We start from the raw sequence: 26,935 nt of genomic DNA, 5'->3' as shown, positions 1-26,935 counted from the left end.
GCATCGAAGGCGATCAATGGAGCAGGGAGTGATGGACTTTTCTTTGGTAATCCCAATCAGCTCAAGGTGCAGGCAATAGGGGTATTAGCTTCGTGGGTGTTGGCGTTTTTTGGGTCTTTGATATTGCTGAAGGTTGTGGATAGGATTGTGGGGTTAAGGGTCAGTGAGGAGGAAGAGGAGATGGGGTTGGATTTAAGTCAACACAACGAGAGTGCCTATGCCTTTGGTTTGGCAGGGTATGGAGAATCGGTCTCGGCCAGTATGAGCTCTGCCTTTGCCGCTAAACCGGCAGAAGCCATCAAACCAAAACTTGGAACTACAGGCAGTACAGAATAAAATCAAGGTAGAGATAAGAAGTTTTAACCTGCCCTCAGGAGGACGGAAATCCTTTTCTTCTCTACCTCCCTTCCCATACAAGCAAAAAAGTCGTGCGTAATACGTCAGGCACCCGGCGTGCAGGACGTATTACGCATCTTATTTTATTTAGTCTTTTTATTCTTTTCCTGTGCCTTTGCCGCTAAAGATTCGTAGCTGACCCCCTCCCCATTGTCTGTACTGATGGGAAGTTGTAATTGGGACCAGCCGGGTTGGCTGACACGTCCGAAGGGATCTCTCATTCCTCCAAATCCGGCCTGCATGTGGACGATGTGCGTATACCCGGCCTGTTGTAAAATTTCTACTGCCCTGGCAGACCGCATCCCGGATTGACATCCTACGATCAATTTGGTATCTTTCGGGAAATTAGCCTCTACGACGGCCAGAAAATCTGGATTTGGTACCATTTGTCGTAGGACAGGATCTATATCCAGCAGAGGGATGTTTACGGCACCTTGGGGATGTCCTGAAATAAATTCCGGAACCGATCGAACATCTAAATAGATGTATCCCTCTCCAGAGTCCAGGAGTTCTTTGGCTTCCCTGGGAGAAATATTTTTAATAGGCATATCCTATCCTCCTTTTACTTGACAGGGTTTAGGAAGTCGTGTTAACAAAACAGATGAGAATAAGCTTATTATAGTTTTTTTCAAAAGTTATTCAAGATGATTTTAATCGCAATGGGTTTAACAGAAATTATAACGGCAGTTCCGTGGGGATAGAATTTCCAATATCCTCAGGTCGTTTGTTTCTTCTGTCAAACTCAGTGTGACTGACTTGTTTATCAACCATGAGATTAGAGAACAAAGTTGCGCTCGTTACAGGTGGAGGGATGGGTATTGGAAGAGGGATTGTCTTGTGCATGGCCCGGGAAGGAGCAGATGTGGTCATACCGGATTTAAATCTAGATAGTGCCAGCAAAGTGGCCGGAGAAGTTCAAAGCCTTGGACGGAAATCTTTGGCCTTGAAAGTAGATGTGACCAAGAAGCAAGAGGTGGAAGATATGGTCAAAAAAACGCTGGATACCTTCGGCCGTATCGATATTTTGGTTAACAATGCCGGAATGATGGGAGATCGGCTCGGTATGCCTTTTCTCAATAATGAGGAAGAGGATTGGGATGTGGCTTTTGCCGTGAATGTAAAATCAGTTTTTCTGGTTTGTAAGGCCATAGTTCCGCATATGATCGAACGCCAATATGGAAAAATCATCAATCTTTCTTCAGTTGCAGGTCGATTTGCCAGTCAAACAAATCCTCCTTACAGTGTGGCTAAAGCCGGCGTTGTGACGTTTACTCAGATTATGGCGAAGGATCTGGCCAAGTACAATATCAATGTAAATGCCATTTGTCCGGGATTCCTTTATACTTCCTTCTGGGAGAGACTGGCCCCGATTATCGGTAAAATGAATCCGTCCCTGGCAGGAATGAGTGCCAGGGAAATCTTTGAAAGTCGGGTCAAAGCCCTGGTCCCTCTTCAACGGGAACAAACCCCGGAAGATATCGGCTATGCAGCCGTCTTTCTAGCCTCAGAAGAAGCCAGGAATATCACCGGGCAGGCCCTCCATGTTGACGGAGGTACGGTAATGATTTAGTACTTTGTAAAGTTGATCCTGTGGGATTCTCCTTCACCCCTGGCCCCCTCCCTCTTCTCCCTCCCCGTGGACGGGGAGGGAAGGGGTGGGGGCGGGGAAGAGAAAAGGGGATGGGGGTGAGGGCAGACCATTATACAGGATTAACTTAACAAAGCAATAACTTCCTCTTATTTCCCTTCTGAAGTTGGTTAAATTTTTATCATCTATTTTTAGGTTTGCATAGATTCTAACCAGATTCCTTATCATTTACTCCCCTCCTAAAATCCCTGGAACCTATGGAAGTAATTGTAAAATTTAAGGTTATTTGTCTGGTCGGATAAATCTTTGAATTGGTACATAACATGTAATAACTGAAGAATGTATTTCTTGTTTACTCGGTGGGAGATTAAGTAACGGGTCAAAGTATTATCATAGATTATCCCATGCTGATGGCTGGCAGACCTGATAATACCTTTTCGAATTGAGAATAATCTGTCAGGGATGTCATTGCGGGTGACGATTCGTTCCTGTGGTTTTGTTGTGGGTTTCGGCTTCTATTACTCATCAAATGATAGCTTTGCCTCATTTTTCATCAGAAAAGGTATTCAGAAGCCATGAGCAGAAAATAATCATGAAGAAGAATTATGAAAGAATCTAGAAAGAGAAAGGTCATCTACCTGAGTTTTTTATTACTCCTGGGGGTTCTGGTCTTTCCTATTTTAGGTTGGGCTGGGGACCCGGCCGGGACCGCTACGGGAACCATTCAAGATATTCCGGCCAAAGAACCCGGGAAACCCACTCTAGAGGAAATTGGAGCCGTTGTGGGACATAACAAAATAGCTATTAATATCGTGTGGACCCTGATTACCGGTTTTCTGGTTATGTTCATGCAGGCCGGATTTGCCATGGTTGAAACAGGATTTACCCGGGAGAAAAATGTTGCCCATACCATGGCCATGAATTTTCTCATCTATGCCATAGGCATGCTAGGTTACTGGATTGCCGGATTTGCCTTCATGTTCGGAGGACTGGGACCTCTGGCGACCCTGGGAGGAGCCTCGGCCCTGGACCATGAGGTGACGATCAACCTGTTTGGCAAACCCTTTGGGCTTTTCGGGCTCAAAGGATTCTTTCTTTCTGGAGATGCCTATGATGTAGGTATCTTTACCCTGTTCTTATTTCAGATGGTTTTCATGGATACCGCTGCTACCATTCCTACGGGGGCTATGGCAGAACGGTGGAAATTTGCCCCTTTTGTGATTTATGGATTTTTCATTTCCATGGTCATCTATCCTTTATTTGGAAATTGGGTCTGGGGTGGAGGCTGGCTCTCACAGTTAGGGGTTAACTTTGGACTGGGTCATGGACATGTGGATTTTGCCGGATCTTCTGTGGTTCACATGGTGGGCGGGGTAACAGCTTTGGCAGGAGCTATGATCTTAGGACCTCGCCTGGGAAAATATAAAAAGGATGGAACTCCTAACCCTATTCCGGGCCATAATATCCCTATGGCAATCATCGGAACCTTCATCCTGGCTTTCGGTTGGTTTGGATTCAACCCTGGAAGTACCTTGGCCGGTACAGATCTCCGAATTGGGGTCATTGCGACGAATACTATGTTGGCGTCGGCAGCCGGGGCGTTTTCAGCCACTCTTTATATGTGGTGGGTCTATGGTAAACCCGATCCCAGCATGATGGCCAATGGCATGTTGGCCGGGTTGGTTGCGATTACAGCCCCCTGCGCCTTTGTCAATAGTATCGCTTCGGTCTTTATTGGATTGGTTGCCGGAGTTCTGGTGGTGTGGAGCGTGTTCTTTATAGAGAAAACCCTTAAAGTGGATGATCCGGTTGGAGCAGTTTCTGTCCATGGAACCTGCGGGGCTTGGGGTGTTCTAAGTTTGGGTTTATTTGCCGATGGAACCTATGGAGAGGGATGGAATGGAATTCCCGGGACTGTAAAAGGTCTTTTTTACGGAGATGCCAGCCAGTTCATAGCCCAAATCATAGGAACTTTAACCAATTTTATCGTGGTCTTCTCTTTGGCTTATGCCTTCTTCAAAGTTCTGGATACTGTGATGGGGATGCGGGTTCCTGTAGAAGTTGAAATCCAGGGATTGGATGTTCCAGAAATGGGCGTTCAAGGGTATACCGATTACCAACCCCCTATCCCAACAGAAGAGGAAAAGAAAAGACTGGTGGCTGATTTCCCCCCCCACGTTAATAAAAAATTAGTCCAGGCCGAGATGTAAAAGTAAGGGCACGGCGCGCCGTGCCCCTTCAATCTCCTCTCATCGCAAAGGTACAGAGAAGATACGGAAAGGAGACCCGGAGATTCTCGCTTTGCTCCAGGTCTCCCTCTACGAGGGGGTTCTAGGGATCTTATTTGTGCCCTTTGTGATGGGTTGAGATAAACCCTTATGAAAAAGATCGAAGCCATTATTAAACCTTTCAAATTAGATGAAGTGCGAGATAGACTGAGTGAGACCGGAGTTCAGGGAATGACCATTAGCGAAGTCAAAGGTTTTGGCCGTCAGAAAGGACATAGTGAGCTGTATCGCGGTGCAGAGTATATAACCGATTTTCTTCCCAAGATCAAGATAGAGCTGGTGGTTCCAGATACCCTTGTAAATAAAGTGATCGAGGTTATTAGGGTCACTGCCAGAACTGGTAAGATCGGGGATGGAAAGATATTTGTTCTGCCTGTTCAGGAAGGGATTCGAATCAGGACCGGAGAACACGGAGATACTGCCATTTAGTTTTTTGTCCTTTGTCCAACCTCTATGAAGGTAAATCGTGGACAAAGGACCCCTCCTCTTAGCCGGCCAAAGTCAAGGGATTAAAAAAGTTAAGGGATAAATAAAGAAGTAACTCAGGGCTTCTTTCCTGTTGGGTTCCGGGTCTTAAAATAATCTATCCATACCGCATCTAATTCCTCACCCCGAGCTTCTTCAATTTCCCTCCATATTTTCTCAATTTCTTTATACGAGTAACCAGTTGGATTTTTCAGAATTTTGCTATAAAATGCTAAAAACTTAATAAGCTTTTCCCGTGGAGTCCCTTGAGCTTTGATCATACGGCTTACTCCTTTGTAAAAAACAGGTAGGTGAGTATCTTAACTCACTTAGGAAGACGTCTCACCTACCAACCTATAGGCTACTCTAGGAGGGAATCAAGGAGGTGCTGTAGCCTATCAGGAAGGGCCCGCGTCGAAAAATAAAAAGTTAATCCGCCCTTCCTGGGTCACTTTTTATTCCCGGCATCAATGCATCCTTCATGCCATAAAAAGAGACCGATTCATTTTATTTTTGCTTATACCATTAGTTATTAAAAAATAAAGGGATCCAAGGATATCGCTCTTATAGAAGGGAATCACAGGGGGGAGTTAATTGACAGAGAGATAGGCAATTTTCTTCCTTCACTGTCTAAAATTTAGACGAACTCTCTGAGATCCTTTTCCCCTTGAAACATTGTAGAAACTTTGGAAGTTGCCCCTATCTTATGGGGCAACAGTTTTATAACGAAGAGGTAGTTGCAGATCAAAGATTTTACTTGAAGTTAAAAGTGGAAGGAAAAAAAATAATTCTGGTGGGGTTAAAGGAGTTTAGTTCCAGTTATACCTTTTCTAGATGGATCTTGAAATTATTCCCTTTCAAAGGGGAGTGGGTTTTTAGTCCATTTTTTTAGAACCTGGAATACCCTTTTTAATTAATAAGGACAGTCTCAAAGCGAGGATTAAATCTCTTAAACTCTAGAAATATGGGAGGCAGATATGCTGGACCCTTCAAAAATTAAGAGAATTGCCATTAATACCGGAGGAGGTGATGCTCCCGGTCTGAACGCAGTCATTCGAGCCGCTACTCTGGCAGCTATTGGACAGGGCTGGGAAGTTTACGGAATACCCCACGGTTATCGAGGTCTCATTGAACCCCATCAACTGATCCGCTTAACCCCTGAGAAGGTTCGAGGGATTACCCATTTGGGTGGGACGATTCTCGGCACTGCAAACAAAAACAGTCCCTTTGATTATCCGGTCAAAACAGCCGAAGGGATTAAGCGTATGGATATTTCTGATCAGGTGGTGGAGAATTTCCATAAATATGGACTCGATGTACTCATCTGTATTGGGGGGGATGGTTCCCTGCGCCTGGCTCAAAAGTTTATCGAAAAAGGAATTCCGATTATTGGAGTACCTAAAACCATCGACAATGATCTAAGTGGAACCATGGCGACCTTTGGATTTGATACGGCTGTGACCACGGCAACCGAAGCCATTGATAAATTACATTCCACCGCTGAAGCCCATGAGCGGGTGATGGTGGTAGAAGTTATGGGGCGATATGTCGGCTGGATTGCTTTACATTCGGGAGTTTCCGGTTCTGCAGATGTTATTTTGATTCCGGAAATTCCCTTTGACCTGGAAAAGGTCTGCCAGAAAGTTTATGAGCGGGAAGCAAAGGGTCGGCATTTTACAATCATTGTCTGTGCAGAGGGAGCCTATCCCCGTGGAGGCAAAGTACGAACAAAAGGTCCCAGGGAAGAGGGCCATGGTGTGATACTGGGGGGTATTGCCGAATATGTGGCTCAGGAAGTTAGTAAGAGAACCGGAAAAGAAACCCGCTCTCTGGTGCTGGGTCATCTGCAAAGAGGGGGAAGTCCAACCGCCTTCGATCGGTTATTAGGTCTTCGCTTCGGAGCTGCAGCAATTCGCTGTCTGTTGGAAGGTAAAGTCAATGTCATGGTCGCCCTTAACCCTCCACGTGTTAATGCCATTCCCATTTCTGAAGCCATTCGACAAATGAAATCGGTCCCCCTGGATTACGATGTGGTGGCGACAGCAAGAGCCCTGGGTATCTCCTTTGGGGATTGAGGGGGTGAGATTTCTTCCGGTATAAAATCTGTTTCTTAATTTTTTACTTTTCCAGTTTTGAACCCGGGCCGGAATGGGTTCTTTCCTCCCATACCAGCTTAAATATCAATACCAGAATGGCTATATCCAGCACCGTCCAGCTAATATCGACGAGCATTAAAGTTTCCTCCTTTTTATCGATGAAGGAAAAAAGTTATGGTCCATTTTTACCTCCTCTCCGGGGTCAGATTGAACCGCGGACGAAGGCCGTGCTCGTTCACTGAAACGGGCTAGAAGCCAGGCCAGTGTCATGGTAGGGATAAGCTGGGTCCCCGGAATGAGGGCTTCAAGTAGAGTAACCTGGCGTAAGCCTTGTAGACCCAGACGACTCAAAATGGCCCAGGAAATCGGCGCTGAAAAAATATCCAGACTCAAATCCAACAGATCCAATACGACCACAAGGCCGAGAGGAACTGCACGAAGGGTTTCAAATAAGCCCGCATCAGGCGGAAGTCGAAGGTGACGTAACCGATGCTTTAGCAGCGCAAGCCCCAAAAGGGCCAATATCAAAGCCGTAACAGAGACAAGACCCAGGGTTGTCAGAATATCTTGTAATGTCATGAAATTAACCTCCTTCCCTCAAAAATTGCAATAATTATACCAATTATAGGTTTCTTTCGCGGAGTAATACCTTGTAAAGTTAATTCTGTGGGATTCTCCTTCACCCCCGGCCCTTCTCCTACGCTGCGGGAGAGGGGAGTTGGGGAGTGAAAGCAACCCTATGAGGCTAAAATTAAGTAAACAATGCAGTAGCTACAAAAATATTTCACAGGCTTCTCGAGTTGATAAAAAAAGTTGACGAATTCGCCTTTATCTGCTAATTCATTAAATAAGATGATTTCTAAAGATAAAATGATTTCTAAACCATCTCAATCAAATTCAACCCTGGATCGTCTCCGGGTTTCCCGAAAACGCCAGTCTGAAAAGTTTAGCCGCTATTTTCTTTTGGCGATTCTCATTGGTATCTCGTTTGTTTTTTTTAACATGGTCAAAATCTTTTTGGTACCGGTATTGCTGGCGGCTGTGTTTACCACCCTCTTTTATCCCCTTTATGAGAACCTGCTCAGGCTTTTTCGGAACCGTAAAGCTCTAAGTTCCTTGGTCTGTTGTATTATTCTGTTGTTGGGTTTACTTTCTCCGGTCTACATTGTTGCCGACTTGGTCTCTCAAGAAGCTATTGCCTTTTATCCAAAGGCTCAGCAACAAATTCGAGAAATTGTTCAAAAAGGTGATGAGGGAATTCTAGGTAAGATCAAAACCTCCAAGTGGGTTCAACTGCTCAATCTGGATGAGGTAAACTGGCAATCTACCCTGCAAGATATTGCTGGAGCCGTGAGTAGTCTGTTAGCCACGGTTATCAATGAAACCTCCAGAGGAACTTTCCAAATCCTTGCCCAGGTTTTCATCACCTTCTTTACCATGTTTTATTTCTTTATGGATGGGGAAGCCTTGATAAGTCGGCTCAAATACCTGAGCCCTCTGGATAGTCAGTATGAAGATGCCATTTTTTCTCGCTTTGCTTCCGTTTCCCGGGCTACAATTAAAGGAACTTTATTGATCGGGTTAATCAAGGGGATTCTGGGCGGATTAATTCTCTGGATATTTGGGGTCGGTTCACCGGTTCTGTGGGGAGTGATCATGGTTATTTTGTCTATCATACCCATGATCGGTTCCTGGCTGGTTCTGTACCCTGCAGCCGTTATTCAAATCGTTACCGGGCATATCTGGCAAGGGATTGCCATTTTTTTAATTACTACAGTGGTGATCATCAATATCGACAACGTATTGGGCCCGCGCCTGATCGGACAAGATACCGGTATGCATGATTTGATGATCTTTTTTTCGACCCTGGGAGGTATTAATATGTTCGGTGCCATGGGATTCATCATCGGACCGGTTGTTGCCGTCCTCTTTTTAACCGTTCTGGATATTTATAGTATGGAGTTCAAGTATCAATTAGATATCGCCCATGGGGACCTTCCGGAGGAGGAATTAGAAGAAAACAAGATGGAATAAAACCCTTTTCCGCTTCGGTTTTAGAAGACTGCTTCCCCAACCGCTTCTGGTATAAAAGACTCTCATCAAAACCGTTCGTATTCCCTCGGTGCCCACAAATTCCTGAAGAAGATAGAATCCATGCTATGAACCGGCCTAACTTCCGGAGGCAAAAATCAGAAGCCAGAGTTCCAGAGGCCGGTATTCGAAAATAAAAATCATCCCATTATGAACCGAATGGAAAGCCTGTCTAATCGTTTCCGACCTCCGACTTCTAATTTTTTATTTTTTCTTCCACCAGGTAAACACCATTGCGGAATACGGCCAGGTAATGGAGGGTATCTGAAGAGTCAAAGATAATCCTTCCCCCCCGAATCGTAACGATATCCTCATGGGATTTGCCTTCTTTTCCATCCACAACCACGAACCAGTTATTACCGATCCCGGCTCCATAAGCTACTCGCCGGCTATCCGGACTAAAAATGGGTGTACCTTCCAGGATACGGTCATAAGCTTTTTCTTCTTTTCCATCGACGACTACAAACCATTTTTCGCCTTCTCTGGCCACATAAGCCAGGTGTCGGCTGTCGGGGCTAAAGAGGAGGGTATCTTTTAGAATTTCCTCATAGGCTTTTTCCTCTTTTCCATCAAACGAGGACGTTTGACCCACTACCACCAACCATTTATTGCTTTCTTTAGCTCCATAGGCGATTCGTTGGCTGTCCGGGCTAAAAAGGAGGGTACCTTTTAAAATACTTTCATAGGGCTTTCCCTCTTTTCCATCTATTACTACAAACCACTTACCACCTTCTCGGGCCACATAGGCCAGGTGTTGGCTATCCGGACTGAACAGGAGGCTGTTTAATCCCACTCCCTCGTAAGCTTTCTCTTCTTTTCCATCTACCACCACGAACCATTTTTCCCCTTCTTTTGCTACATAAGCCAGGTGTTGGCTATCCGGACTGAAAAGAAGACTACCTTCTAAGATGCTTTCATAGGGCTTTTCTTCTTTTTCATCTACAATGATCAACGCTTGGTTCCCTTTTTTAACCACATAGGCTACCCGCTGGCTATCCGGACTAAAGACGAGGGCTCCCTTTCCGGCGCCTTCGTAAGGTTTTCCCTCCTTTCCATCTATCACCACGAACCACTGATTGTCCTGTTTGGCCAGATAGGCAATCCGTTTACTATCCGGGCTGAAGCGGATCGTACCGATCCCATCGTAAGGTTTTTCCTCTTTCCCATCTACCACTACCAATCGCTTATCACCTAGCTGGGCCCGATAGGCCATCCGCTGACTGTCCGGGCTGAAAGTGAAAGTACTTACACTCTCGTAAGCTTTCCCTTCCTTTCCATCCACCACGATAAATATCTTGTCCTTTTCTTTGGCTCCATAAGCTAATCGTTTGCTGTCGGGACTGAAGATAGGCGTACCTACCCCATCATAAGCTTTTTCTTCTTTTCCGTCTACAATCACACGTACTTTGGATCCTTCTTTAGCTCCATAGGCTACATGCTGGCTGTCTGGGCTGAAGATGGGAGTGCCTTCCATAATTTCATCGTAGGCCTTCTCCTTTTTTCCATCCACAATTACAAACATTTTATTGTTCTCTTCAACTCCATAGGCCATTCGCCGGCTATCCGGACTTACCTGGAGAGATTCCTTGATCCATGAAGAAAAATCGATCTGAGTAATCAATCTTTGAGAAGTCTCCCTATCTGGGGGCGATTCTTCTCCCCAGGTCATGAAGGTTATACCCAAAACAAAAATCGTTACATAGAACCCCATACTTTTTTTAGACATTTTTATTTTACCTCCAGTTTATGACGGTCCGGTTGGATGTTTATTTCTGCCAACAGCAGGGTCTGGGAGTGTGGGAGTAGGGGAGTATGAATACTTTACTTTCTAAACCCCCACACTCCCACACTCCCCTACTCCCTACTTTTCACAGTCCTTCGTAGATAAATAAAATCATTTTACATTTGGTAAATCGAAGTTCTTCTCGGCCATTCTGGCAATGGTTTTACCGATGCTGATGGAGGCCGTAGCAGCCGGGGAAGGGGCGTTCAAAACATGGATCATTCGTTCTGCTTCGACAATACGAAAATCATCCACCAGGAGGCCGTTAGGTTCGACGGCCTGTGCCCGGACTCCGGCTCCGGCCGGGCGAATATCTTCCGGGCGTAATTCGGGAACCAACTTTTGAAGGGCTTTTACAAAGGCCTTTTTGTTGAGGGATCGAGAGAGTTCTACAATTCCGGTTTTCCAGTATCTCCGGGCCATTTGCCAGAATCCTATGTAGGTAACGGTTTCCAGCATGTCTTTAAGGGAGAAGCTAGTCAAACGGTAACCTTCTCGCTTGAAGGCAAGCACGGCATTGGGTCCTGCTTCAACCCCTCCGTGAATCATGCGGGTGAAATGGACCCCCAGGAAGGGGAAAGCCGGATCGGGAACCGGGTAAACCAGGTTCTTGATCAGATAACGGCGTTGGGGGACAAGCTCATAGTACTCGCCCCGAAAGGGGATAATCTGGAGGTGGGGATTAACCCCGCACATTCGGGCGACCCGATCAGATTGGAGACCGGCACAATTTATCAAATAACGACACCGGACTTCTCCACGAAGGGTTTCCAGTAAGAGGCCCTGGGGTTGGCGTCGAACCCCATAGACTTTAGCTCGGGTTTGGATTTCCCCTCCTGCAGCCCTTACCAGGTCGGCAAATTTATGGGTTACCTGAACATAGTCTACAATGCCGGTTTCCTGAACCAAAAGCCCGGCAATTCCCACGACATGGGGCTCATACTCACGGATTTCTTCGGGACTCAGTCTTCGGAGTCCTTGAAGACCATTGGCCAGACCTCGCCGTTCCAGCTCCTCCAGGATAGGTAACTCACGTTTATGGGTTGCTACAACCACCTTACCGCAGCGTTGATGGGCGATCCCGTACTCCTTACAGAAACGATACAGGGCTTCCCGACCTTCTACACAATTACGGGCCTTCAAGGAGCCTGGTTTGTAATAGAGACCAGAATGGATGACCCCGCTGTTGTTTCCTGTTTGATGGGCTGCTATCCGATCTTCTGCCTCCAAAACGATTAAAGAAAGGCCCGGTCGTGACATCAGTTCCATGGCCGTAGCCATACCGATAATTCCCCCGCCGATAATGGCAATATCATACCACTTCTCATTGATCATGTACTTTTTTCTACCACTTCCTTTCCACGATTTGCCCTGATCCTTCTTGAGCACCGGCAAATCGCATAGAATAGAAAAGTTTTAGTTTCCCAGTAAATGTCGAAGTGCTTCCTCCAGGTGAGGATAGCGAAAAGTATAACCCGAAGCCAGAAGTCGAGCCGGTTCTACGCGCGTGCTGGCCAGTAACAGTTCATTAGCCATTTCTCCAAAGGCCAGGCGCGCCGCAAAGGCAGGCATGGGCAATGCTGTAGGACGTCCAAGAACCTTCCCCAGGATCTTGGTAAACTCGGCATTGGTCACTGGATTGGGGGTTACGGCATTCACAGGTCCTTGAAGCGTTTCCATCTTAATAACATGATCTATAACTGTAATCAAATCATCCAAAGTGATCCAGCTCACGTATTGCTTTCCCCCACCTATCGGACCTCCGGCACCTATTTTAAATGCAGGGAGCATGGCGGCTAAGGCACCTCCTGTAGGACTCAGCACGATTCCAATACGAAGACGGACAACCCGAATTCCCTTTTGGACCGCAGGCTCGGTTGCCGCTTCCCATTCCCGACAAACCTCGGCCAAAAACCCAGAACCCGGAGGGCTCTCCTCCCGCAGAATCTCATCCCCTCGATTTCCATAGTATCCTACCGCCGAGGCAAACACACCTATTCTGGGGGGTTGGGTTAGCTGGATCAGGGCCTTACAAAGGGTCTGGGTCCCTTTAACCCGACTATCCCGAATTCGAGCCTTTTTCTCGGCAGTCCATCTTTCAGCGATGTTTTCCCCGGCCAGATGTACTACCCCATCAATGCCGGTTAAAGCCGCCGGATCTACAATACCCGCCAGAGGGTCCCATTGAAATTCGTTGCTCCCGGGCTTCGGTTTTGATCGGACCAGCCGAATTATCTCATGCCCCTGGGAGGTAAGAAAAGGAACCAATGCTGAACCAATAAGTCCGGTGGATCCGGTAACCAGAATTCTCACAAATAAACCTCCTTAACATCGTAAAAGGGGTTGAGCCAGCCTCGCTCCTCCTCTAACCCCTCTCACCCAAAAACCGGTACACTCCGATCCTTTACCTCTATAAACCCATACTTCACTTCACCAGCAAAACCGGACATTGGGATAAAATTCCAACCTTATAACTGATCGTCCCCCAACCCCGGCCTGGATTTTCTAAATTAACCTTGTGGGAGGTTAGAATGATAAGATCGATTTGATGCTCTGCCGCATATTTTACAATTTCCTCGGCCCTATTTCCATACTGAACCTTCTGATGAACGGTTAACCCTTTCTCAAGGAGCCTCTCCGCCAGCTCATTCATTTTATTCATGGCTTTCTTTTCTAAATTTCTATAAAATTCCTGAAGTTCTTCAAATGAAAGATCCGGAATGGTTTCAATCACATGAAGTAAAGTGATACTTGCCTTATTTTGGGCCGCTATCTGGGCTGCAATGTTCAAGGCAACAATGTTTTTATCCGTTAAATCAACAGGAACCATGATTCGTTGAAACATACCTCCCCCTTGAGCCTTTCACTTTAACTTTTGAGGGCAAAAGAAATCCTCTTTAATTAAAAACCCCTCTATTAGAGGTAATATGATAAAGTCGGAGATGTCAAAGTCTTTTTTAAAAGATCTTTCGGTTTAACATTTTCACTTCACTAAATGTTGAGCCAGTTCTCCAGAGGCTCGGTGGATTTCACAACGTGCATACCGGCAGATTTAAATTTCTTCAGGAAAGCTTCGGCTTGAGGTGTAAAGTCTACATAAAAACCTCCCTGGGGATTGGGAACGGTTACCGCCGACATACAATCTTCCAGGATATAGACCTTTTTTACCAGATTGGGATCCCGGTCCAGGATCTCCGTCAGAAGGTCATCAATGGTTGAGGCAACACAGTGACTGGCCGCCTGCCCCCCAATAATAACGGCATCGGAGGCCAGTAGCTTTTGAATCAGCCCGGTATTTTTACTCCCGATGGATTTTGCATCGTGGGACAAAACCACCTCCGGACGCAAAACCGAGTAATTCTCGGTCAACGGATTGCTACCTTTCATTTCACACCAGTTTTGTTGTCCTTTAACAAAGCTATGGAAATAATGGGCTTCCAGAATCACTCCTGCCAGTGTATGGCCTTTACTCCCCAATAAGCAGTGATAGGGCCACAACATGAGTTTGTACTTACCGGTCTTCTCAAGCTCGGAGCAATAGTGCTCGACATACTGCTGTAACCAGGTGTAGTCACTGGAGCAAACCCAACTGGCTATAGCAGGATTGGGACGATACTTACCGGTTCGCACCTCCTCCACCGTCACTTCGGTCATGGGGTTGGGATGGTGATTGTTTTGATCCAACCAAAACGCCGGAAAGAAGATCTGATAAGCAAAGTGGGTGTCCAGGGTCAGGGTTATATCGCTGATAACGCCTAAATAACGGTAGATAAATTCTGCAATTCGCACGTTATCCTCCATGGCACCTTTTCCACTCCGACCTCCCACATAAAGACTTCCATCGGGAAAGCAAAAACTTTTCTGAAGATCAATCCCCAGAAAATGGATTTTGGGATGCCCTTTTGTACCACTATCCGGAATGGAGAGTTTCTTTTTCCACTCTATAGCCATGGGAAATAATGCTTGCAAATCGGGTTCATAGCCACTGTCGAAAGCATGGGCTGAATTAAAATGTTTCGGTAGAGGATAAGCCTGGATTTCCATAGGTTTTTATTCCCGGTTAAGTGCGAAATGCCGATTCACCCTTCGTTCAGGCTAAAGGTATCTCGCACTCCAACCTTTATCCTTATAAATCGAAGCAGATGAACTCCTGGGGTTGAACCCTCCCAGATTTTCCACAATTACTCTTCTAAACTCCTAATTGTTTAGTGTACTTATTACACTATTTAACCATAAATATAAGGCTAAGGGAAGAGGTGTCAATACTTTTTAGAAAAAATTAATAAGATAGAGAAAAGGGCATGATGAAAAGGGGATTTGAGGAAAAATTTAATTCATCCTTCAGGCAGGTACCCATCCTGCTTTCACAGGATGGGTATCATTTATCTGGGAGGGGGTCTTCAATCTGCGATTGCCTGATAAGTTAAAACCCGGAATTGTTGAAGGATATTATGGGGATTAAAGGGACGAAATTGAGTCATAAAAATCCCGATCAAATCCTCTTTAGGATCAACCCAAAAGGTGGTACTAAAAAAGCCGCCCCAGTAGTAAGTGCCGGGAGATCCTGCCATTTCGCCTGCCTGACCTAGGTCCTTGATAATACCAAATCCAAGTCCAAATCCATCACCCGGATTCCCGAGCCACATATCCAGATTTCCGGTATGACTGGTTCGCATGAGTTCAATGGTTTTCCGACTTATCAGGCGGATCCCGTTTAATTCGCCTCCATTGAGTAGCATCTGGAGAAACCGATAATAATCCGTGACCGTGGAGACGAGGCCCGCACCTCCAGATAGATAAGTTCGAGGTCCTTTATAATGAAAACTCGCCGAATATAGGGTATGTTCCCCTTCTTGAACCGGCTCATCGGAAAGTTTTTTGATTCCTCCTGCCTCATTAGATACGTAAACACCGGCCAAGCGGGGTAGTTTTTCTTCGGGTAAGAAGAAGTGGGTATCTTTCATACCGAGCGGGGTAAATATCCGTTCCTGGAAAAACTTGTCTAACGTCTGACCCGAGACCACCTCAATCAAATAGCCCAGCACATCGGTATTTAAACCATACTCGTAAGCTTCCCCGGGTTGGTTGGTGAGGGGTAACTGAGCCAGTTTTTTAACTTCATCGGCAATGGTTCCTTCGGTTTGGATAAGACCATCCGATATTCCCGTCTTCTTATAGAGATCTGCAAAATACTCGCGTCCCCAAAAACGGTAAGTAATTCCCGATGTATGGGTTAAGAGATCTCGAATAGTGATTTCGCGTTTTGCAGGAACCAATATATAGGTGGGTACCAGAGGGCTATTAGAAGTTGACCGCACGGCCACTTTGGGGTTTTTAAATTCTGGAATAAACTTTGAGATAGGGTCCGAGAGAAGAAAACGGCCCTCCTCGTAAAGCATCATGGCCGCAAGGCTTGTAATGGGTTTGGTCATTGAGGCAATACGAAAGATGGTATCGGTTTCCATGGGTTTATTAGCCTCCTTATCCCTCATCCCAAAACTTTCCAAATAAGCTACTTTACCGTGGCGCGCAATCAGTACCACCGCTCCGGGAATATGATTCTGATCCACATGCGCCTGGAGTACCTTATGAATACGATCTAAACGTTCTGGGGAGAATCCCAGTTCCTGAGGTTTAGCCATCGGAAGCTGTTGAGCAAAAACTGACGGGACTAATACAAACCAGATCAGAAGATGGAATAGAATTTGACGATAGATTTTCATAAACTTCCTCCTTTAGAGGGTTGAAAAGGGTAATTACCGGAAGTTTTAATTCAATCCAGTACCTTTTTCTGAAGATAAGGTAAAATAAAAGTTTTATAGAAAGTTAAATTTTTACATAAAGTTCTACAGGAGGTTTTTTTAGGTTTCTCTTTTTCTAAATGGTGCTTATTTTTAACAAGATGGGGACATGCTGACACCTTTCCAAAGGGGTGTCAATAAGAAATTATGGGAAGACGGATTTTTCAATTTTTTAAACTAGAAAATACCTTCTTAATCGGTGGATACCAGAAATTCTTCTACCTGTTACCCTACCTGGTTCCTTTCCTGTAAAGCTCCGTCGCCGATAGAGCTAAAAAGGTTTGTGGGGGTTCTTAAGTTAAAGGCATTACCCCTGGAGGGAGAATGAAGGGGGTTCAGACAGAAAAAAGACTCCTACTAAACGGTCATGGCCCGTTGGGTTACCCTGAAACATGAAAATCATCGGGCGATTTTGGTGAGAAAGGGATCCAAATACTTATATTGAAGAAATGATTGACAGCCAGGAATAAAAAGATAAGATGATGATAGGAATCGAGGGTTTTAAAGAAAAAGGAGTTTTTGAGGGATAAGCAGGTTTAAATAAAAACAGGTAGGTGAAACCCATGGAAGAAGCAATTGTAACCCATCCCGTTCCGACCGACATAGAATGGCCACCGACCGAGGACGAGCTTCCTTACAGTGATGGAATGCCTATGGAATCCCATCAGCATGTTTTACAGTTCGATTTGTTGCGGCTTCCTTTACTTTTCCACTGGAAAGACCGATCAGATGTATTTGTAGGTGGTAATATGTTCGTTTATTTTAGTTTGGAGCAGGTAAAAAATCAGGATTTTAGGGGACCCGATATATTTATTGTACTGGGTACCACCCGACGGGCTCGGAAAAGTTGGGTAGTATGGCAAGAGGGAAAAGGTCCTGATGTGGTCATAGAGTTATTATCGGATAGTACGGCCGAGAAAGACAAAGGGGAGAAGAAATTAGTTTATCAGAATCAATTGCGAGTACCCGAATATTTTTGGTACCATCCCATTACTACGGAACTGGCCGGATTTGCTTTGCGAGATGGAATATACGAACCCATAGAACCGGATGCCCAAGGTCGGCTGTTGAGTCGACAATTGGGATTGATGTTGACAAAGTGGGAAGGAGAATATCAAGGAGTTCAAGCCTGTTGGTTACGATGGGCTACCCTGGAAGGGAAGTTGTTACCGACTTCAGAAGAAGCGGCAGAGCAAGAACGACAAAAAGCAGAAGAGGCCAGACAAAAAGCAGAGGCAGCTATCCGGGAAGCTGAAGAACTGAAAGTTTTACTTGCCCGTTATCGAGAGCGCTTTGGAGAGTTACCCGAGTAGAAGAACAGATGATCGGAACCTTACTCGAACAGGGTGGCCTGCTGCGTCGTCTCTTTCCCAGGATCATGAAACTCTTCTCTCCCCTTAGGTCCTGGCTCCTGGATTTTTAAACGGGATCTGGATTGGGTTTCCCTGCTTCCCAACGGAATCGTCAGAGGTAGTTGGGGTTGAGGTTTCTTTAAAGGAGGTCTTCCTTCTCTTGGCTCTCTTGGCTTGAAGAAATATTTGGTTTCCCCCGCCGTATGAATTCCTTCCAGATACTGAACTTTAAAAATAACAGGATACTGACTGGTAACGTTTCCCAGAGCCAAACAATGATGGCTTCGGAGCCGACGGACAAAGGAGGCCATGGTTTCTTTATCGGTCATGGCACTCTTACTGATGTGTTTAACATCGTCGTCAAAGGGAAGATAAAGGAGAAAGAGGTTATCGGCCTGGCGGAGAACCGATTCATCCAGCCCGGCAATCATGTTGGTGACGAAAAAGCTGGTGATTCCCAGATGGCGAGAACGGGTTACAATATATCCGATGGTGTTTTTACTGATATAAAGATGAGCTTCTTCAAAGAAAACAAAGGGAAATCGTTCCGTACCCAAGGCAATTTCTTCTTCGCAGATATCTTTGATCATATCGATAATTGCCTGGACAAACCCGAATCGGGCGAGATTTGTCAAATCCGAAACATCAATAATTAAAGCCCCACCTTCTCGAATGGCCTGGTATTGTTGCCGAAGGGAGATAGCTTCTTTCTCAGTTGAGGCAAACACACCGGTATTTCGAGCCGATTCCAATCGGCTCCGAATGGCTCCGTTTACCACTTCACTGGTAGAGAATTCTCCGGCCTCGGCCATTTGAATCAGGTGACGAATACTCAAAAAAGGGGGTTTTCTTCCGGCTGCTTCCATTTGCTTGGCTTCTTCCAGGATGGTAAAAACTCTGTTTTCCAGATACATGGCCGATACCTCCGGCAGACCAAATTTTGTCAGCATCGTCAACAGAGGGGATAAACCGAACTGACGAATGCCGAGTTTAAGGTTGCCTCCGGCTTTCAAATGGATAATTCCTCGCCTCAAAACCTGTCCCGTAACCGGATCTACCTCGTGCCGGGGAAGGTGAATGTATTCCTTGTTGATGTCGAAGACCACACAAGGAGCCCCCTGCTCAATGAGTTGAAGAAGCAAAACCTTAGACAGATAAGACTTACCGGAGCCTTTAACACCCGTGATGATATTCACTTTTTCCAGATCCTGGCCTTCGATGTAGAAAGGCTCTCCGTAGAGTGTTTGACCGATACGGAGAAGATTGCCTTGATTGGAGATGCAGTTTGCGAAAAGTTCCTGGTCATTTACCCGACTTATTTCTACATCCCGGGTAGGAATCCAACCATCCCATCGATCCCAGGGAGTACCTGCCAATTTTCGGATTTTAGCCACTGCGATATTTAAATTCTTCATCGCCGCCAATTCCAAAGAAGAGGCCTCGGCCAGAGAATGTAAAAGCTCTGGCGACAGCGTATCGGTATCTTCCAGTACCAGCCGAATCTGTTCCTGAATAAGGGAAGGATAGGTAACCATCCGAAATTCGATGATCTGTACAATAATACCTCGATGTCCTCCCCGTTCCAAAATGCAAAGGTTCTCTCCTACCCGAAGATCATCTTCCCGAGGGTTAAAAATTAATTCGATAATGTCCCCTTTTACTTGATGAACCTGAATACTCATAAGGTTTTAAAGCCTATCCATATCGGCCTTTCTCAGGTCGGGTCTTAACCACAACCCTTAAAGTTTTTAAAGCCTTCAAGACCTGTTCACTCCATGTGGAAAACCCGTTCCCTTTGGGAAGACAGGCCCTCCTGTTTCAATTTCGACTTTTATTGAATTTTTATTTTCCTTTTATTGCTATAAACTCTAGTTTAGCCCATCTTATCTGTCAAGAGAAAAAGAGTACAATATATCCCTGCCCCTTGGAAAGATAAAAATTTCCAGAAACCCTAAAATTTAAGTTGATTCTAAGTCCAATTTTGGATATACCTTTTTCAGGATGAGGGTCAGTGTAATCATCCCGACATTTAACCGGGCAACCTTTCTTAAAGAAGCCATAGATTCCGTGTTAAGTCAAAGTTATCGAGATTTCGAGCTGATCGTAGTCGATGACGGCTCGACCGATTCTACCCGGGAAATTCTTCAAGACTATCGGGGGCTCACCTACCTTTACCAGGAAAACCGGGGAGTGAGTGCTGCTCGAAATAAAGGAATCCAGATCGCGCGGGGAGAGTATATTGCTTTTCTGGATTCCGATGATCTCTGGACCCGACACAAGCTTCAAATTCAGGTGGCCTGGATGGAAGCAAACCCTGAGATTCCGGCTTGCTATACAGATGAAATATGGATTCGTGGGGGAAAACGGGTTAACCCCATGAAGAAACATCAGAAGTACTCGGGATGGATCTTCGATAAATGCCTGCCTCTCTGCATTATCAGCCCTTCTTCCATCCTGATCAGACGAGAACTTCTCCAGCAGGTTGGCGGGTTTGATGAATCCTTACCCGTCTGTGAGGATTACGATCTATGGTTACGAATAACTAAGGATTATCCCATTCATTTCATACCAAGACCTTTAATTATTAAAAGAGGAGGGCACCCGGATCAACTCTCCCATCGATATTGGGGAAATGATCGGTTCCGGGTTCAGGCATTGGAAAAACTTCTAAAAGAGGGAAACTTAACCGAATCTCAACGGGATCTGGTTTTGGGTGAGCTTAGAAAAAAATGCAGTATCCTGATTCAGGGCTGTATCAAGCGAGGTAAAACCGAGGAGGCTGAAAAGTATCGTCGGATCGTTTCTCAATTTGAATTTCCATGCACTTACAGTTAAAGGTATTGTTAAAAAAACCTGAGATTCTCTATCTTGTGGGCTTATTCTTTATCTCCGTTGGAAGTTATCTGTTAGAACAACGAGGGTCTCTTCCCCATGGATTAGAAGGAAAGTACTATGCAAACTTGAACTGGCAGGGGAGTCCCAAATTTATCACCCTGGATCCGGAAATTTCCACTGAACTTTTGAAGGAGCGACGGAAGAAATTCTCAGAAAATCGATTCAGTGTGGAATGGAATGGGTTTGTGGTTATAGAAAAGCCCGGAAAGTATACCTTCGCAACCGCTTCAGATGACGGTTCCTGGCTTTATATAAATAATCAGTTGGTGGTGGACAACGGGGGTTTTCATGGATTGATGGAGGTCAAAGGCCAGATTGACCTGCAGGCAGGAGTTTATCCCATCCAGGTCCGATATTTTCAGGGGGGAGGGTATTACCGCATGGATCTTTCCTGGGCGCTGGGAGCCCGGCCCTTAGAAAATCTTCCCTCTCGGGTGTTATCCCCCCGGGCCATAACCTATTCCGAGTATCAACTAAGCCAAAGATTAGGCCAACTGGGAATTCTGCTGAGAGGAATCTGGTGGGGAACACTCCTTTATTTCGCAGGGATCTATCTGTATCGAAGGATCAAAAATCTTAAACCCTCCTCCGGCATAGGGGGCTATCCTTTTCTTTATGAAATCGTTCTGGTTATTCTCATACTGACCTTCTTGATTCTCCTGTTCTTTTATGATATAGTCTTTCAGGGTAAAACCTTGATGACCACCAACTCGGTTCCAGGGACCATGAATGTAGGGGCCTATAATTATAAAGGCCATCAACCTTCTGCCATCCATGTTATCGATCCGGCGGCCTCTGCCCAAATCCACGAACCGAGTACCCGGTTAACTTCGTTGCTCTATAAAAAGGGAATTATTCCCCTTTGGAATCCCCATGCGGCCACCGGAATCCCTCTCAATGCCGATATGATCTCGGCGGTTTTCTTTCCTTTGAGTTTTCTCCTGTACTGGGACCCCAGGGCCTGGATGTGGGATTTATTCATGCTCTTACGGATTTTCATCGCCGGTCTTTTAAGTTACTTCTTCTTCCGAAAGTCTTTGGAGCTTAGTCCGTTAAGCTCTCTGGCCGGAGCCATCGGGTATATGTTTTGTGGGCACCTCATCTGGCAGATCAACATTGTCTTCATCCATGCAGCGATGCTTCTCCCAGGCCTTCTGTATTTCACAGAGAGGCTTGCCTGCCAGAGAAACTGGTGGAATCTCTGCTTTACCGGTTTGATGATTGGGTTGTTGATTCTGGGTGGACACCCTGAGCCCAGCTTTTTCGCCCTGTTCTACGCTTCGGTTTATTATCTGGTCCGATGGTGGGAAAAGGGGCGGATGGAAATAGGGGTAAGTGGAAAAATGGGCAGAAGGGAAAACGGGACCCCTTCCCTTCTCCTGTCATTTTGCTCTTTCCTCCTCCCCCTCCTCTACTGGGTAGCCGCTGTAGCCTTTGGCTTGGTTCTTTCCGCCATCATGGTTCTACCATTTTTGGAGCTGGTAAAGCTATCCCCCCTGGGTCCCCATGATCCCGGGTTTAAGATCGGAACCACCCACCTGCCTTTACGGGATATGGTTTTACTGGTTATCCCTTACTTTTGGGGTCCTGTCAACGATTCTATTCGGGAAATAGACTGGCAGATGCAGCCGGGTTATGCAGGGATCATGGGCCTGCTGTTGGTCTTAATGGCCGTTTTAGAAAAAACTGCCTTTACAAAGCGGCAGGTCTTTTTCACAGGGATGGCCCTGTTTTTTATCTTGAAGGGTTATGGCATTCCGCCTGTTTTTAGCCAGATGGTAGGAAATCTTCCCTTTTTTAAGGTGAGCTACTTTACCCGATACTTTGCTCCGGAATTTCTATTTTCCATAGCCGCTCTGGCCGGATTCCAGATTTATCGGATGGAGCAGGGGAAGAGTTCCGCTAAATTGCTGGCCGGGTTAGCTTTTCTGGCGGTAGTCGGACTGGGATCTATGGCCTTTTTTTTAGCAGGTCATTTTCAATTAACTTTTTTCAACTTTCCTTTAAAAGCCTTCTGGCAGGTTATTCCCCCGGCCATCCTCTGCCTCCTGCTTGGAATCGCAGGCTGGTTGAGCTTTAAGGGTGTTTTATCCCCGCGAAGTCTGGCCGGGTTGCTTTGCCTGGGTCTGGGGATCGAACTGTTCTGGTGGATACCACGTACCCATTATGACCGATACGACCCCTTTGTCGAAGCCCCCTATATCCGATTCCTCAAAAACGATCCCGGCATTTTCCGGGTTTATGGTCTGGACGGATATTTGTATCCCAATACAGCCAGTGCCTATGAGTTAAACGATATCGGCTATGTGAATGGACTCGTCATTCATCGGTTCCAGGAGTTTTCAGAGCGCCTGATCGATAAAAATTTATCCAGATGGTTTTTTACGGGATATAGTCCTTACGGTGGAACACGGAATTTGGGGAGTCGGACCTGGGACCTGCTCAATCTCACCTATGTCATCACGGCTCCAGATGGAGAAGATCCTAAGTATCATCTGGATAGCTTCTCCAATGCCTATACTTTTGGCTTAACCGGTCGTGGGGAATTGACGCCAGGTCGATCCTTTGGGCAAACTTTCACAGCCCGGGAAGATCGTTTAACCGCAATCCGTATCTTTCTTTCTCGATTCCCCCAGACCTTTCAGGGAGAAGCCGTTTTTAAGCTTAAAGAAACGCCGGAAGCTTCCACAGACCTTTACAGAATCCCCATGGATATGAGTCAGATCCGGGGGGCTTATTATTGGATTACTTTCCCTCCCATTGCCAATTCCAAAGGACGTTCTTTTTACTTTGAAGTATCCGGATCAACAGGACTATCGGGTCAGGTTCCTACCATCTGGGTCAACGAACGGGATATCTATCCCGATGGGCAGGCCTATGTGGATGGGAAGCCAATTCCAGGAGACCTGGGATTTGCTACCTACTCCTTGAGTTCCCATGCTTCCTTTACCAAGATTTATGAGGGAGAGGTCAAAATTTACAAGAATAATAACGCCTTTCCACGGGCCTTTGTCGCCCATCGAACCCAGGTCCTCCCGGATAAGGAAAAAATCCTGGATCGACTGGCCGATGACAGCTTTGATCTTCGCTCTACGGTTATTTTAGAAGAAGAACCCCCTCACCTCCTGTCCCCCTCTCCTGAAGCTTCAGGAGAGGGGGAACTAGGGGGTGAGGGGCAAGAAAATAGGCTTACCCTCCCCGCTTCACAGGCTAAAGACTCAGTAGAGATTCTTCAATACGAGTCGACGCGAATTACCCTAAAAACTCGACTCGATCAACCCGGATTTTTGGTACTGGCAGACCCTTATTACCCAGGTTGGAAGGCTTATGTAAATGGCCAGGAGAGAAAAATCTATCTGGCCGATTATTTTCTCCGTGCGGTCTTTCTGGAAAAGGGAGATCACCGGGTAGAGTTTCGTTACCTACCTGCTTCCTATAAAATAGGTGCGTGGATGACCCTTACAGGATTAGGATCGGTGATAGCCACCCTCATCGCTGGTTTTGTAAGGCAAACCAACACTTCCTCCTTAGAATAGCATTAGCCGGTGGGATAAGGATTACTTCTACTCGTAAGCAAATATGCAGGTTAAGATTTTAAAAATTCTCCCCTCCAAAAAGGAACTGGGGTTCTATCTGCTTTGTTTAATTCTTATCTCCCTTGGAGCTTATGGGTTAGAGAGGCGGTTTAGGATTCCTTATGGACTGGAAGGGAAGTACTATGCTAATCCAAGGTGGCAGGGAACTCCCCAATTTGAGGTCTTAGATCCGGAGATCTCGACGGAGCAGTTAAAAGAGCGACGAAGTCGGTTCTCAGAAAATCGATTTAGTATTCTATGGAAAGGATTTATTGCCATAGAGAGACCCGGGTTGTATACCTTTGCTACGGCTTCCGACGATGGCTCTGATTTGTTTATCAACGACCAACGTGTGGTCGATAACGGTGGTGAACACGGGTTGGAAGAGGTGAGGGGTCAGATCTATCTGGAGGCCGGAATTTATCCCATTCGAATTCGATACTTTCAGGCCGGAGGCCATTATCGGATGGACCTTTTTTGGGCCCGGCAGGATCAACCTCTAGAAAGCTTACCCTCCTATGTTCTAACCCCTCAACCTGTTACCTACCGGAATTATAAACTCAATCGAATAGCCACACAGCTTGTCACCCTGATCAAATTTATCTGGCTGGGAACGGCCGCATATTTATTCTGGCTTTATCCATTTAAATGGATTTCCCGATTTGTAAAGAGTTATCACCAGACCCTGGCCCGTTCTTTTCTTTATGAGTTGGGAGGGATAACGCTGCTATTGGGTTTTCTGCTGATTTTGTTTTTTTACGATGTCGTCTTCCTGGATTACAGTCTGCTCACCGGTGGAACAGCCCTTAAGCCCCATCATGTGATCGACCCGGCCGCCTCGGCCCTTCAACATGAACCTTTTATTAAAGTGGCTTCTCAAACCTATAAAAGCGGCTGGATTCCCCTTTGGAATCCCCATTCTGCCACAGGATCTCCTTTAAATGCAGATATGCATACCGGGGTGTTCTTTCCCTTTCACTTACCTCTCTTTCTAAATCCCACCGCTAAAACCTGGGATGCCTTTATGATCCTCCGAATTCTCTCTGCGGGTGTTCTGTCTTATGCTTTCTTTCGTAAATTCCTTAACCTCCAAAAGCTCCCGGCCTTCTTCGGCGCATCGGCCTTTATGCTCTGTGGGCATCTCATCCTTAACCTCAATATGGTTTATATCAATGCCGTCGTCCTTTTACCGGGTCTTTTATACGTATCGGAGCGATTGCTGCAGACCCTTAGGTTAAAAAACCTGCTTTTAGTGGCCATTCTGGTCGGACTTATCATCCTGGGAGGGCATCCAGAGTCCACCTTTTTCGCCCTGTTTTACGGTTCAATGTATTACCTGTTCCGGATTATTCAAGAAATCAGAAGCCGGAAATCAAAGGTAGAGAGTCCAGGATTTTCATTCCTGGTTTCCTGTACCTGGTTTACAGTAGCCATCCTCCTTGGCTTTCTCCTCTCTTCTATTATGCTTCTCCCCTTTTTGGAATTTGTAAAAATAGGTAATGTGGGTCTCCATGAAGCCAAGTATCGTGTGGGACTTCTTGGAGCTCCCCTTTCCCATATCTTCGACTTATGGGTGCCTTACTTCTGGGGACCGATCAATGACGCCTGGGATGGGGCAAACTGGCAATATTTACCGGGATATATGGGAATGGTCGTAGCCATCATGGTCGCCACTTTATTTCTTCAAGGATTTGCTTTCCGGGGAAAGGCCCTTTTCTTCACAACAATGGTCATCTTTTTCCTCGTCAAAGGATATAACCTCTCCACGACCTTTAATAATTTTATCGGTAACCTCCCGGCCTTTCGGGTCAGCTTTTTTACCCGATATTTTCCTGGCGAGTTTATGTTTTCCACAGCGGCTTTGGCAGGCTTGTTTTTGCAACAACTTATAGATGGCCGTATTCGGACCCGATATCTGACCCTCTCGATTCTCTTAGGACTTGCCTCTTTAGCCTTGTTATTAGGACTTTATTATCCTGATCTGCTCAAACAGCATAAAGGGGACTATGCCGTTCGACAGATTCTTCCACCTGTCATCCTCTGCCTGCTTGCGACAGTGGGAACCGGGTTGCTGGGTAGAAAATGGTCGGCCGATCCTCTATCCCGGCTTTTTGCCCATCGATTAAAATTCCCTACCCTCGGTTCTCTGCCCTCCCATAAAATCCTCGCTACATTTCTGGGACTTCTTTTAATCATAGAACTTTTCATCTGGCTCCCTAAAGCCCATTATAAAAGATCTGATTTATCCCTCTTTACAGATCCCGCACCGTATATAAAATTTATTCAACAAGATCCGGGGGTTTTCCGAATTTATGGATTGGACGGCTTTTTCTATCCCAATACGGCCAGTGGTTATGGTCTGGATGACATTGGTTCCCTGAATGCCTTGTTCAATGCCCGGTATATTGACTTTTCTTTGAAGCTCATCCGCCCCTATGTTGGTTATTTCGAAGGTTATAACGTTCCCAACGTAGAGAACCGATTCTTCAGCTTTCTTAACCTCAAATATCTGGTCACGGCCCCCTGGACCCCCCCACCGGCTCCCTTCTTCACCCTGGTCTACCAACAAGAAGCCAATGTTTATCGCAACGAGCAAGCCTTTCCT

20 protein-coding genes are annotated in these 26,935 nt (G+C 46.0%); 10 read left to right on the top strand and 10 right to left on the bottom strand.

The genetic code is table 11. The annotated features are described in order from the left end of the window. On the top strand, positions 1 to 336 hold a 336-nt coding region (locus VNM22_05695), incomplete at its 5' end, for a hypothetical protein (GenBank protein ID HWP46635.1). 143 nt (positions 337 to 479) lie between these two features. Here the strand turns inward: VNM22_05695 and VNM22_05690 are convergent. After that, a complete protein-coding gene (locus tag VNM22_05690) occupies positions 480 to 944 on the bottom strand; it encodes a rhodanese-like domain-containing protein (protein HWP46634.1) in 465 nt (154 codons plus the stop codon). A 221-nt stretch (positions 945 to 1,165) separates the two neighbouring features. Between VNM22_05690 and VNM22_05685 the strand changes: the two genes are divergently transcribed. From VNM22_05685 to VNM22_05675, 3 genes are all read left to right on the top strand, one after another. Next, a complete protein-coding gene (locus tag VNM22_05685; protein ID HWP46633.1) occupies positions 1,166 to 1,966 on the top strand; it encodes a glucose 1-dehydrogenase in 801 nt (266 codons plus the stop codon). A 623-nt stretch (positions 1,967 to 2,589) separates the two neighbouring features. Continuing rightward, positions 2,590 to 4,194: an ammonium transporter gene (locus tag VNM22_05680; protein HWP46632.1), complete on the top strand. Its 1,605-nt coding sequence runs from the start codon at positions 2,590 to 2,592 to the stop codon at positions 4,192 to 4,194. A gap of 168 nt (positions 4,195 to 4,362) precedes the next feature. Continuing rightward, positions 4,363 to 4,701, top strand: coding sequence for a P-II family nitrogen regulator (locus VNM22_05675; GenBank protein HWP46631.1), 339 nt, complete (start codon positions 4,363 to 4,365; stop codon positions 4,699 to 4,701). A 113-nt stretch (positions 4,702 to 4,814) separates the two neighbouring features. On the opposite strand, the gene VNM22_05670 is transcribed toward VNM22_05675, so the two are convergent. Then, a complete protein-coding gene (locus VNM22_05670; protein HWP46630.1) occupies positions 4,815 to 5,018 on the bottom strand; it encodes a hypothetical protein in 204 nt (67 codons plus the stop codon). Positions 5,019 to 5,714: 696 nt separating this feature from the next. Between VNM22_05670 and VNM22_05665 the strand changes: the two genes are divergently transcribed. Continuing rightward, positions 5,715 to 6,812 carry an ATP-dependent 6-phosphofructokinase gene (locus VNM22_05665; protein HWP46629.1) on the top strand — a complete coding sequence of 366 codons (1,098 nt, stop codon included), beginning with the start codon at positions 5,715 to 5,717 and terminating at the stop codon, positions 6,810 to 6,812. A 156-nt stretch (positions 6,813 to 6,968) separates the two neighbouring features. Here the strand turns inward: VNM22_05665 and VNM22_05660 are convergent, their stop codons facing one another. Next, positions 6,969 to 7,412, bottom strand: coding sequence for a hypothetical protein (locus tag VNM22_05660; protein HWP46628.1), 444 nt, complete (start codon positions 7,410 to 7,412; stop codon positions 6,969 to 6,971). Between the two features lie 291 nt (positions 7,413 to 7,703). On the opposite strand from VNM22_05660, the gene VNM22_05655 reads away from it, so the two are divergent. Beyond that, positions 7,704 to 8,867, top strand: a complete 1,164-nt coding sequence (locus VNM22_05655; protein ID HWP46627.1) for an AI-2E family transporter — start codon at positions 7,704 to 7,706, stop codon at positions 8,865 to 8,867. Between the two features lie 253 nt (positions 8,868 to 9,120). Here VNM22_05655 and VNM22_05650 read toward each other — a convergent pair whose 3' ends face one another. The 6 genes from VNM22_05650 to VNM22_05625 form a co-directional block, all read right to left on the bottom strand. Next, positions 9,121 to 10,650 carry a hypothetical protein gene (locus VNM22_05650; protein HWP46626.1) on the bottom strand — a complete coding sequence of 510 codons (1,530 nt, stop codon included), beginning with the start codon at positions 10,648 to 10,650 and terminating at the stop codon, positions 9,121 to 9,123. A 168-nt stretch (positions 10,651 to 10,818) separates the two neighbouring features. Then, on the bottom strand, positions 10,819 to 12,042 hold the full coding sequence (lhgO, locus tag VNM22_05645) for an L-2-hydroxyglutarate oxidase (protein HWP46625.1): 1,224 nt from the start codon (positions 12,040 to 12,042) through the stop codon (positions 10,819 to 10,821). A gap of 81 nt (positions 12,043 to 12,123) precedes the next feature. Then, positions 12,124 to 13,020, bottom strand: coding sequence for a TIGR01777 family oxidoreductase (locus VNM22_05640; GenBank protein HWP46624.1), 897 nt, complete (start codon positions 13,018 to 13,020; stop codon positions 12,124 to 12,126). Positions 13,021 to 13,132: 112 nt separating this feature from the next. Then, the gene (locus VNM22_05635; protein ID HWP46623.1) at positions 13,133 to 13,552 is read right to left on the bottom strand and encodes a universal stress protein; all 420 of its coding nucleotides are present in this window, start codon (positions 13,550 to 13,552) and stop codon (positions 13,133 to 13,135) included. A gap of 146 nt (positions 13,553 to 13,698) precedes the next feature. Then, positions 13,699 to 14,751, bottom strand: a complete 1,053-nt coding sequence (locus tag VNM22_05630) for a hypothetical protein (protein ID HWP46622.1) — start codon at positions 14,749 to 14,751, stop codon at positions 13,699 to 13,701. A gap of 356 nt (positions 14,752 to 15,107) precedes the next feature. After that, positions 15,108 to 16,430 carry a serine hydrolase domain-containing protein gene (locus tag VNM22_05625; protein HWP46621.1) on the bottom strand — a complete coding sequence of 441 codons (1,323 nt, stop codon included), beginning with the start codon at positions 16,428 to 16,430 and terminating at the stop codon, positions 15,108 to 15,110. A gap of 641 nt (positions 16,431 to 17,071) precedes the next feature. Between VNM22_05625 and VNM22_05620 the strand changes: the two genes are divergently transcribed. After that, a complete protein-coding gene (locus VNM22_05620) occupies positions 17,072 to 17,821 on the top strand; it encodes a Uma2 family endonuclease (protein ID HWP46620.1) in 750 nt (249 codons plus the stop codon). A gap of 20 nt (positions 17,822 to 17,841) precedes the next feature. Here the strand turns inward: VNM22_05620 and VNM22_05615 are convergent, their stop codons facing one another. Then, positions 17,842 to 19,542 (bottom strand): ATP-binding protein, encoded by a 1,701-nt coding sequence (locus VNM22_05615; protein HWP46619.1) that lies wholly within the window; start codon positions 19,540 to 19,542, stop codon positions 17,842 to 17,844. Positions 19,543 to 19,861: 319 nt separating this feature from the next. Between VNM22_05615 and VNM22_05610 the strand changes: the two genes are divergently transcribed. From VNM22_05610 to VNM22_05600, 3 genes are all read left to right on the top strand, one after another. Continuing rightward, complete coding sequence (locus VNM22_05610) at positions 19,862 to 20,695, top strand: glycosyltransferase (protein ID HWP46618.1); 834 nt, start codon at positions 19,862 to 19,864, stop codon at positions 20,693 to 20,695. Further along, positions 20,680 to 24,291, top strand: coding sequence for a PA14 domain-containing protein (locus VNM22_05605; protein ID HWP46617.1), 3,612 nt, complete (start codon positions 20,680 to 20,682; stop codon positions 24,289 to 24,291). The genes VNM22_05610 and VNM22_05605 overlap by 16 nt, the downstream gene beginning before the upstream one ends. A gap of 43 nt (positions 24,292 to 24,334) precedes the next feature. Then, positions 24,335 to 26,935, top strand: a 2,601-nt coding sequence (locus tag VNM22_05600) for a PA14 domain-containing protein (protein HWP46616.1), incomplete at its 3' end; no start/stop codon positions are given.

The organism is Candidatus Limnocylindrales bacterium (genome assembly GCA_035559535.1).
In the GTDB taxonomy this organism is placed as follows: domain Bacteria; phylum Moduliflexota; class Moduliflexia; order Moduliflexales; family JAUQPW01; genus JAUQPW01.
The sequence above is the reverse complement of the archived record's forward strand: the minus strand, read 5'-3'. Positions and strand labels throughout refer to the sequence as shown.

Excerpts from the sequence above, each read along its gene's own strand:
- VNM22_05690 (HWP46634.1), bottom strand. The coding sequence starts at position 944 with ATGCCTATTAAAAATATTTCTCCCAGGGAAGCCAAAGAACTCCTGGAC.
- VNM22_05685 (HWP46633.1), top strand. The coding sequence starts at position 1,166 with ATGAGATTAGAGAACAAAGTTGCGCTCGTTACAGGTGGAGGGATGGGT.
- VNM22_05680 (HWP46632.1), top strand. The coding sequence starts at position 2,590 with ATGAAAGAATCTAGAAAGAGAAAGGTCATCTACCTGAGTTTTTTATTA.
- VNM22_05675 (HWP46631.1), top strand. The coding sequence starts at position 4,363 with ATGAAAAAGATCGAAGCCATTATTAAACCTTTCAAATTAGATGAAGTG.
- VNM22_05670 (HWP46630.1), bottom strand. The coding sequence starts at position 5,018 with ATGATCAAAGCTCAAGGGACTCCACGGGAAAAGCTTATTAAGTTTTTA.
- VNM22_05665 (HWP46629.1), top strand. The coding sequence starts at position 5,715 with ATGCTGGACCCTTCAAAAATTAAGAGAATTGCCATTAATACCGGAGGA.
- VNM22_05660 (HWP46628.1), bottom strand. The coding sequence starts at position 7,412 with ATGACATTACAAGATATTCTGACAACCCTGGGTCTTGTCTCTGTTACG.
- VNM22_05655 (HWP46627.1), top strand. The coding sequence starts at position 7,704 with ATGATTTCTAAACCATCTCAATCAAATTCAACCCTGGATCGTCTCCGG.
- VNM22_05650 (HWP46626.1), bottom strand. The coding sequence starts at position 10,650 with ATGTCTAAAAAAAGTATGGGGTTCTATGTAACGATTTTTGTTTTGGGT.
- lhgO (HWP46625.1), bottom strand. The coding sequence starts at position 12,042 with ATGATCAATGAGAAGTGGTATGATATTGCCATTATCGGCGGGGGAATT.
- VNM22_05635 (HWP46623.1), bottom strand. The coding sequence starts at position 13,552 with ATGTTTCAACGAATCATGGTTCCTGTTGATTTAACGGATAAAAACATT.
- VNM22_05630 (HWP46622.1), bottom strand. The coding sequence starts at position 14,751 with ATGGAAATCCAGGCTTATCCTCTACCGAAACATTTTAATTCAGCCCAT.
- VNM22_05625 (HWP46621.1), bottom strand. The coding sequence starts at position 16,430 with ATGAAAATCTATCGTCAAATTCTATTCCATCTTCTGATCTGGTTTGTA.
- VNM22_05620 (HWP46620.1), top strand. The coding sequence starts at position 17,072 with ATGGAAGAAGCAATTGTAACCCATCCCGTTCCGACCGACATAGAATGG.
- VNM22_05615 (HWP46619.1), bottom strand. The coding sequence starts at position 19,542 with ATGAGTATTCAGGTTCATCAAGTAAAAGGGGACATTATCGAATTAATT.
- VNM22_05610 (HWP46618.1), top strand. The coding sequence starts at position 19,862 with ATGAGGGTCAGTGTAATCATCCCGACATTTAACCGGGCAACCTTTCTT.
- VNM22_05605 (HWP46617.1), top strand. The coding sequence starts at position 20,680 with ATGCACTTACAGTTAAAGGTATTGTTAAAAAAACCTGAGATTCTCTAT.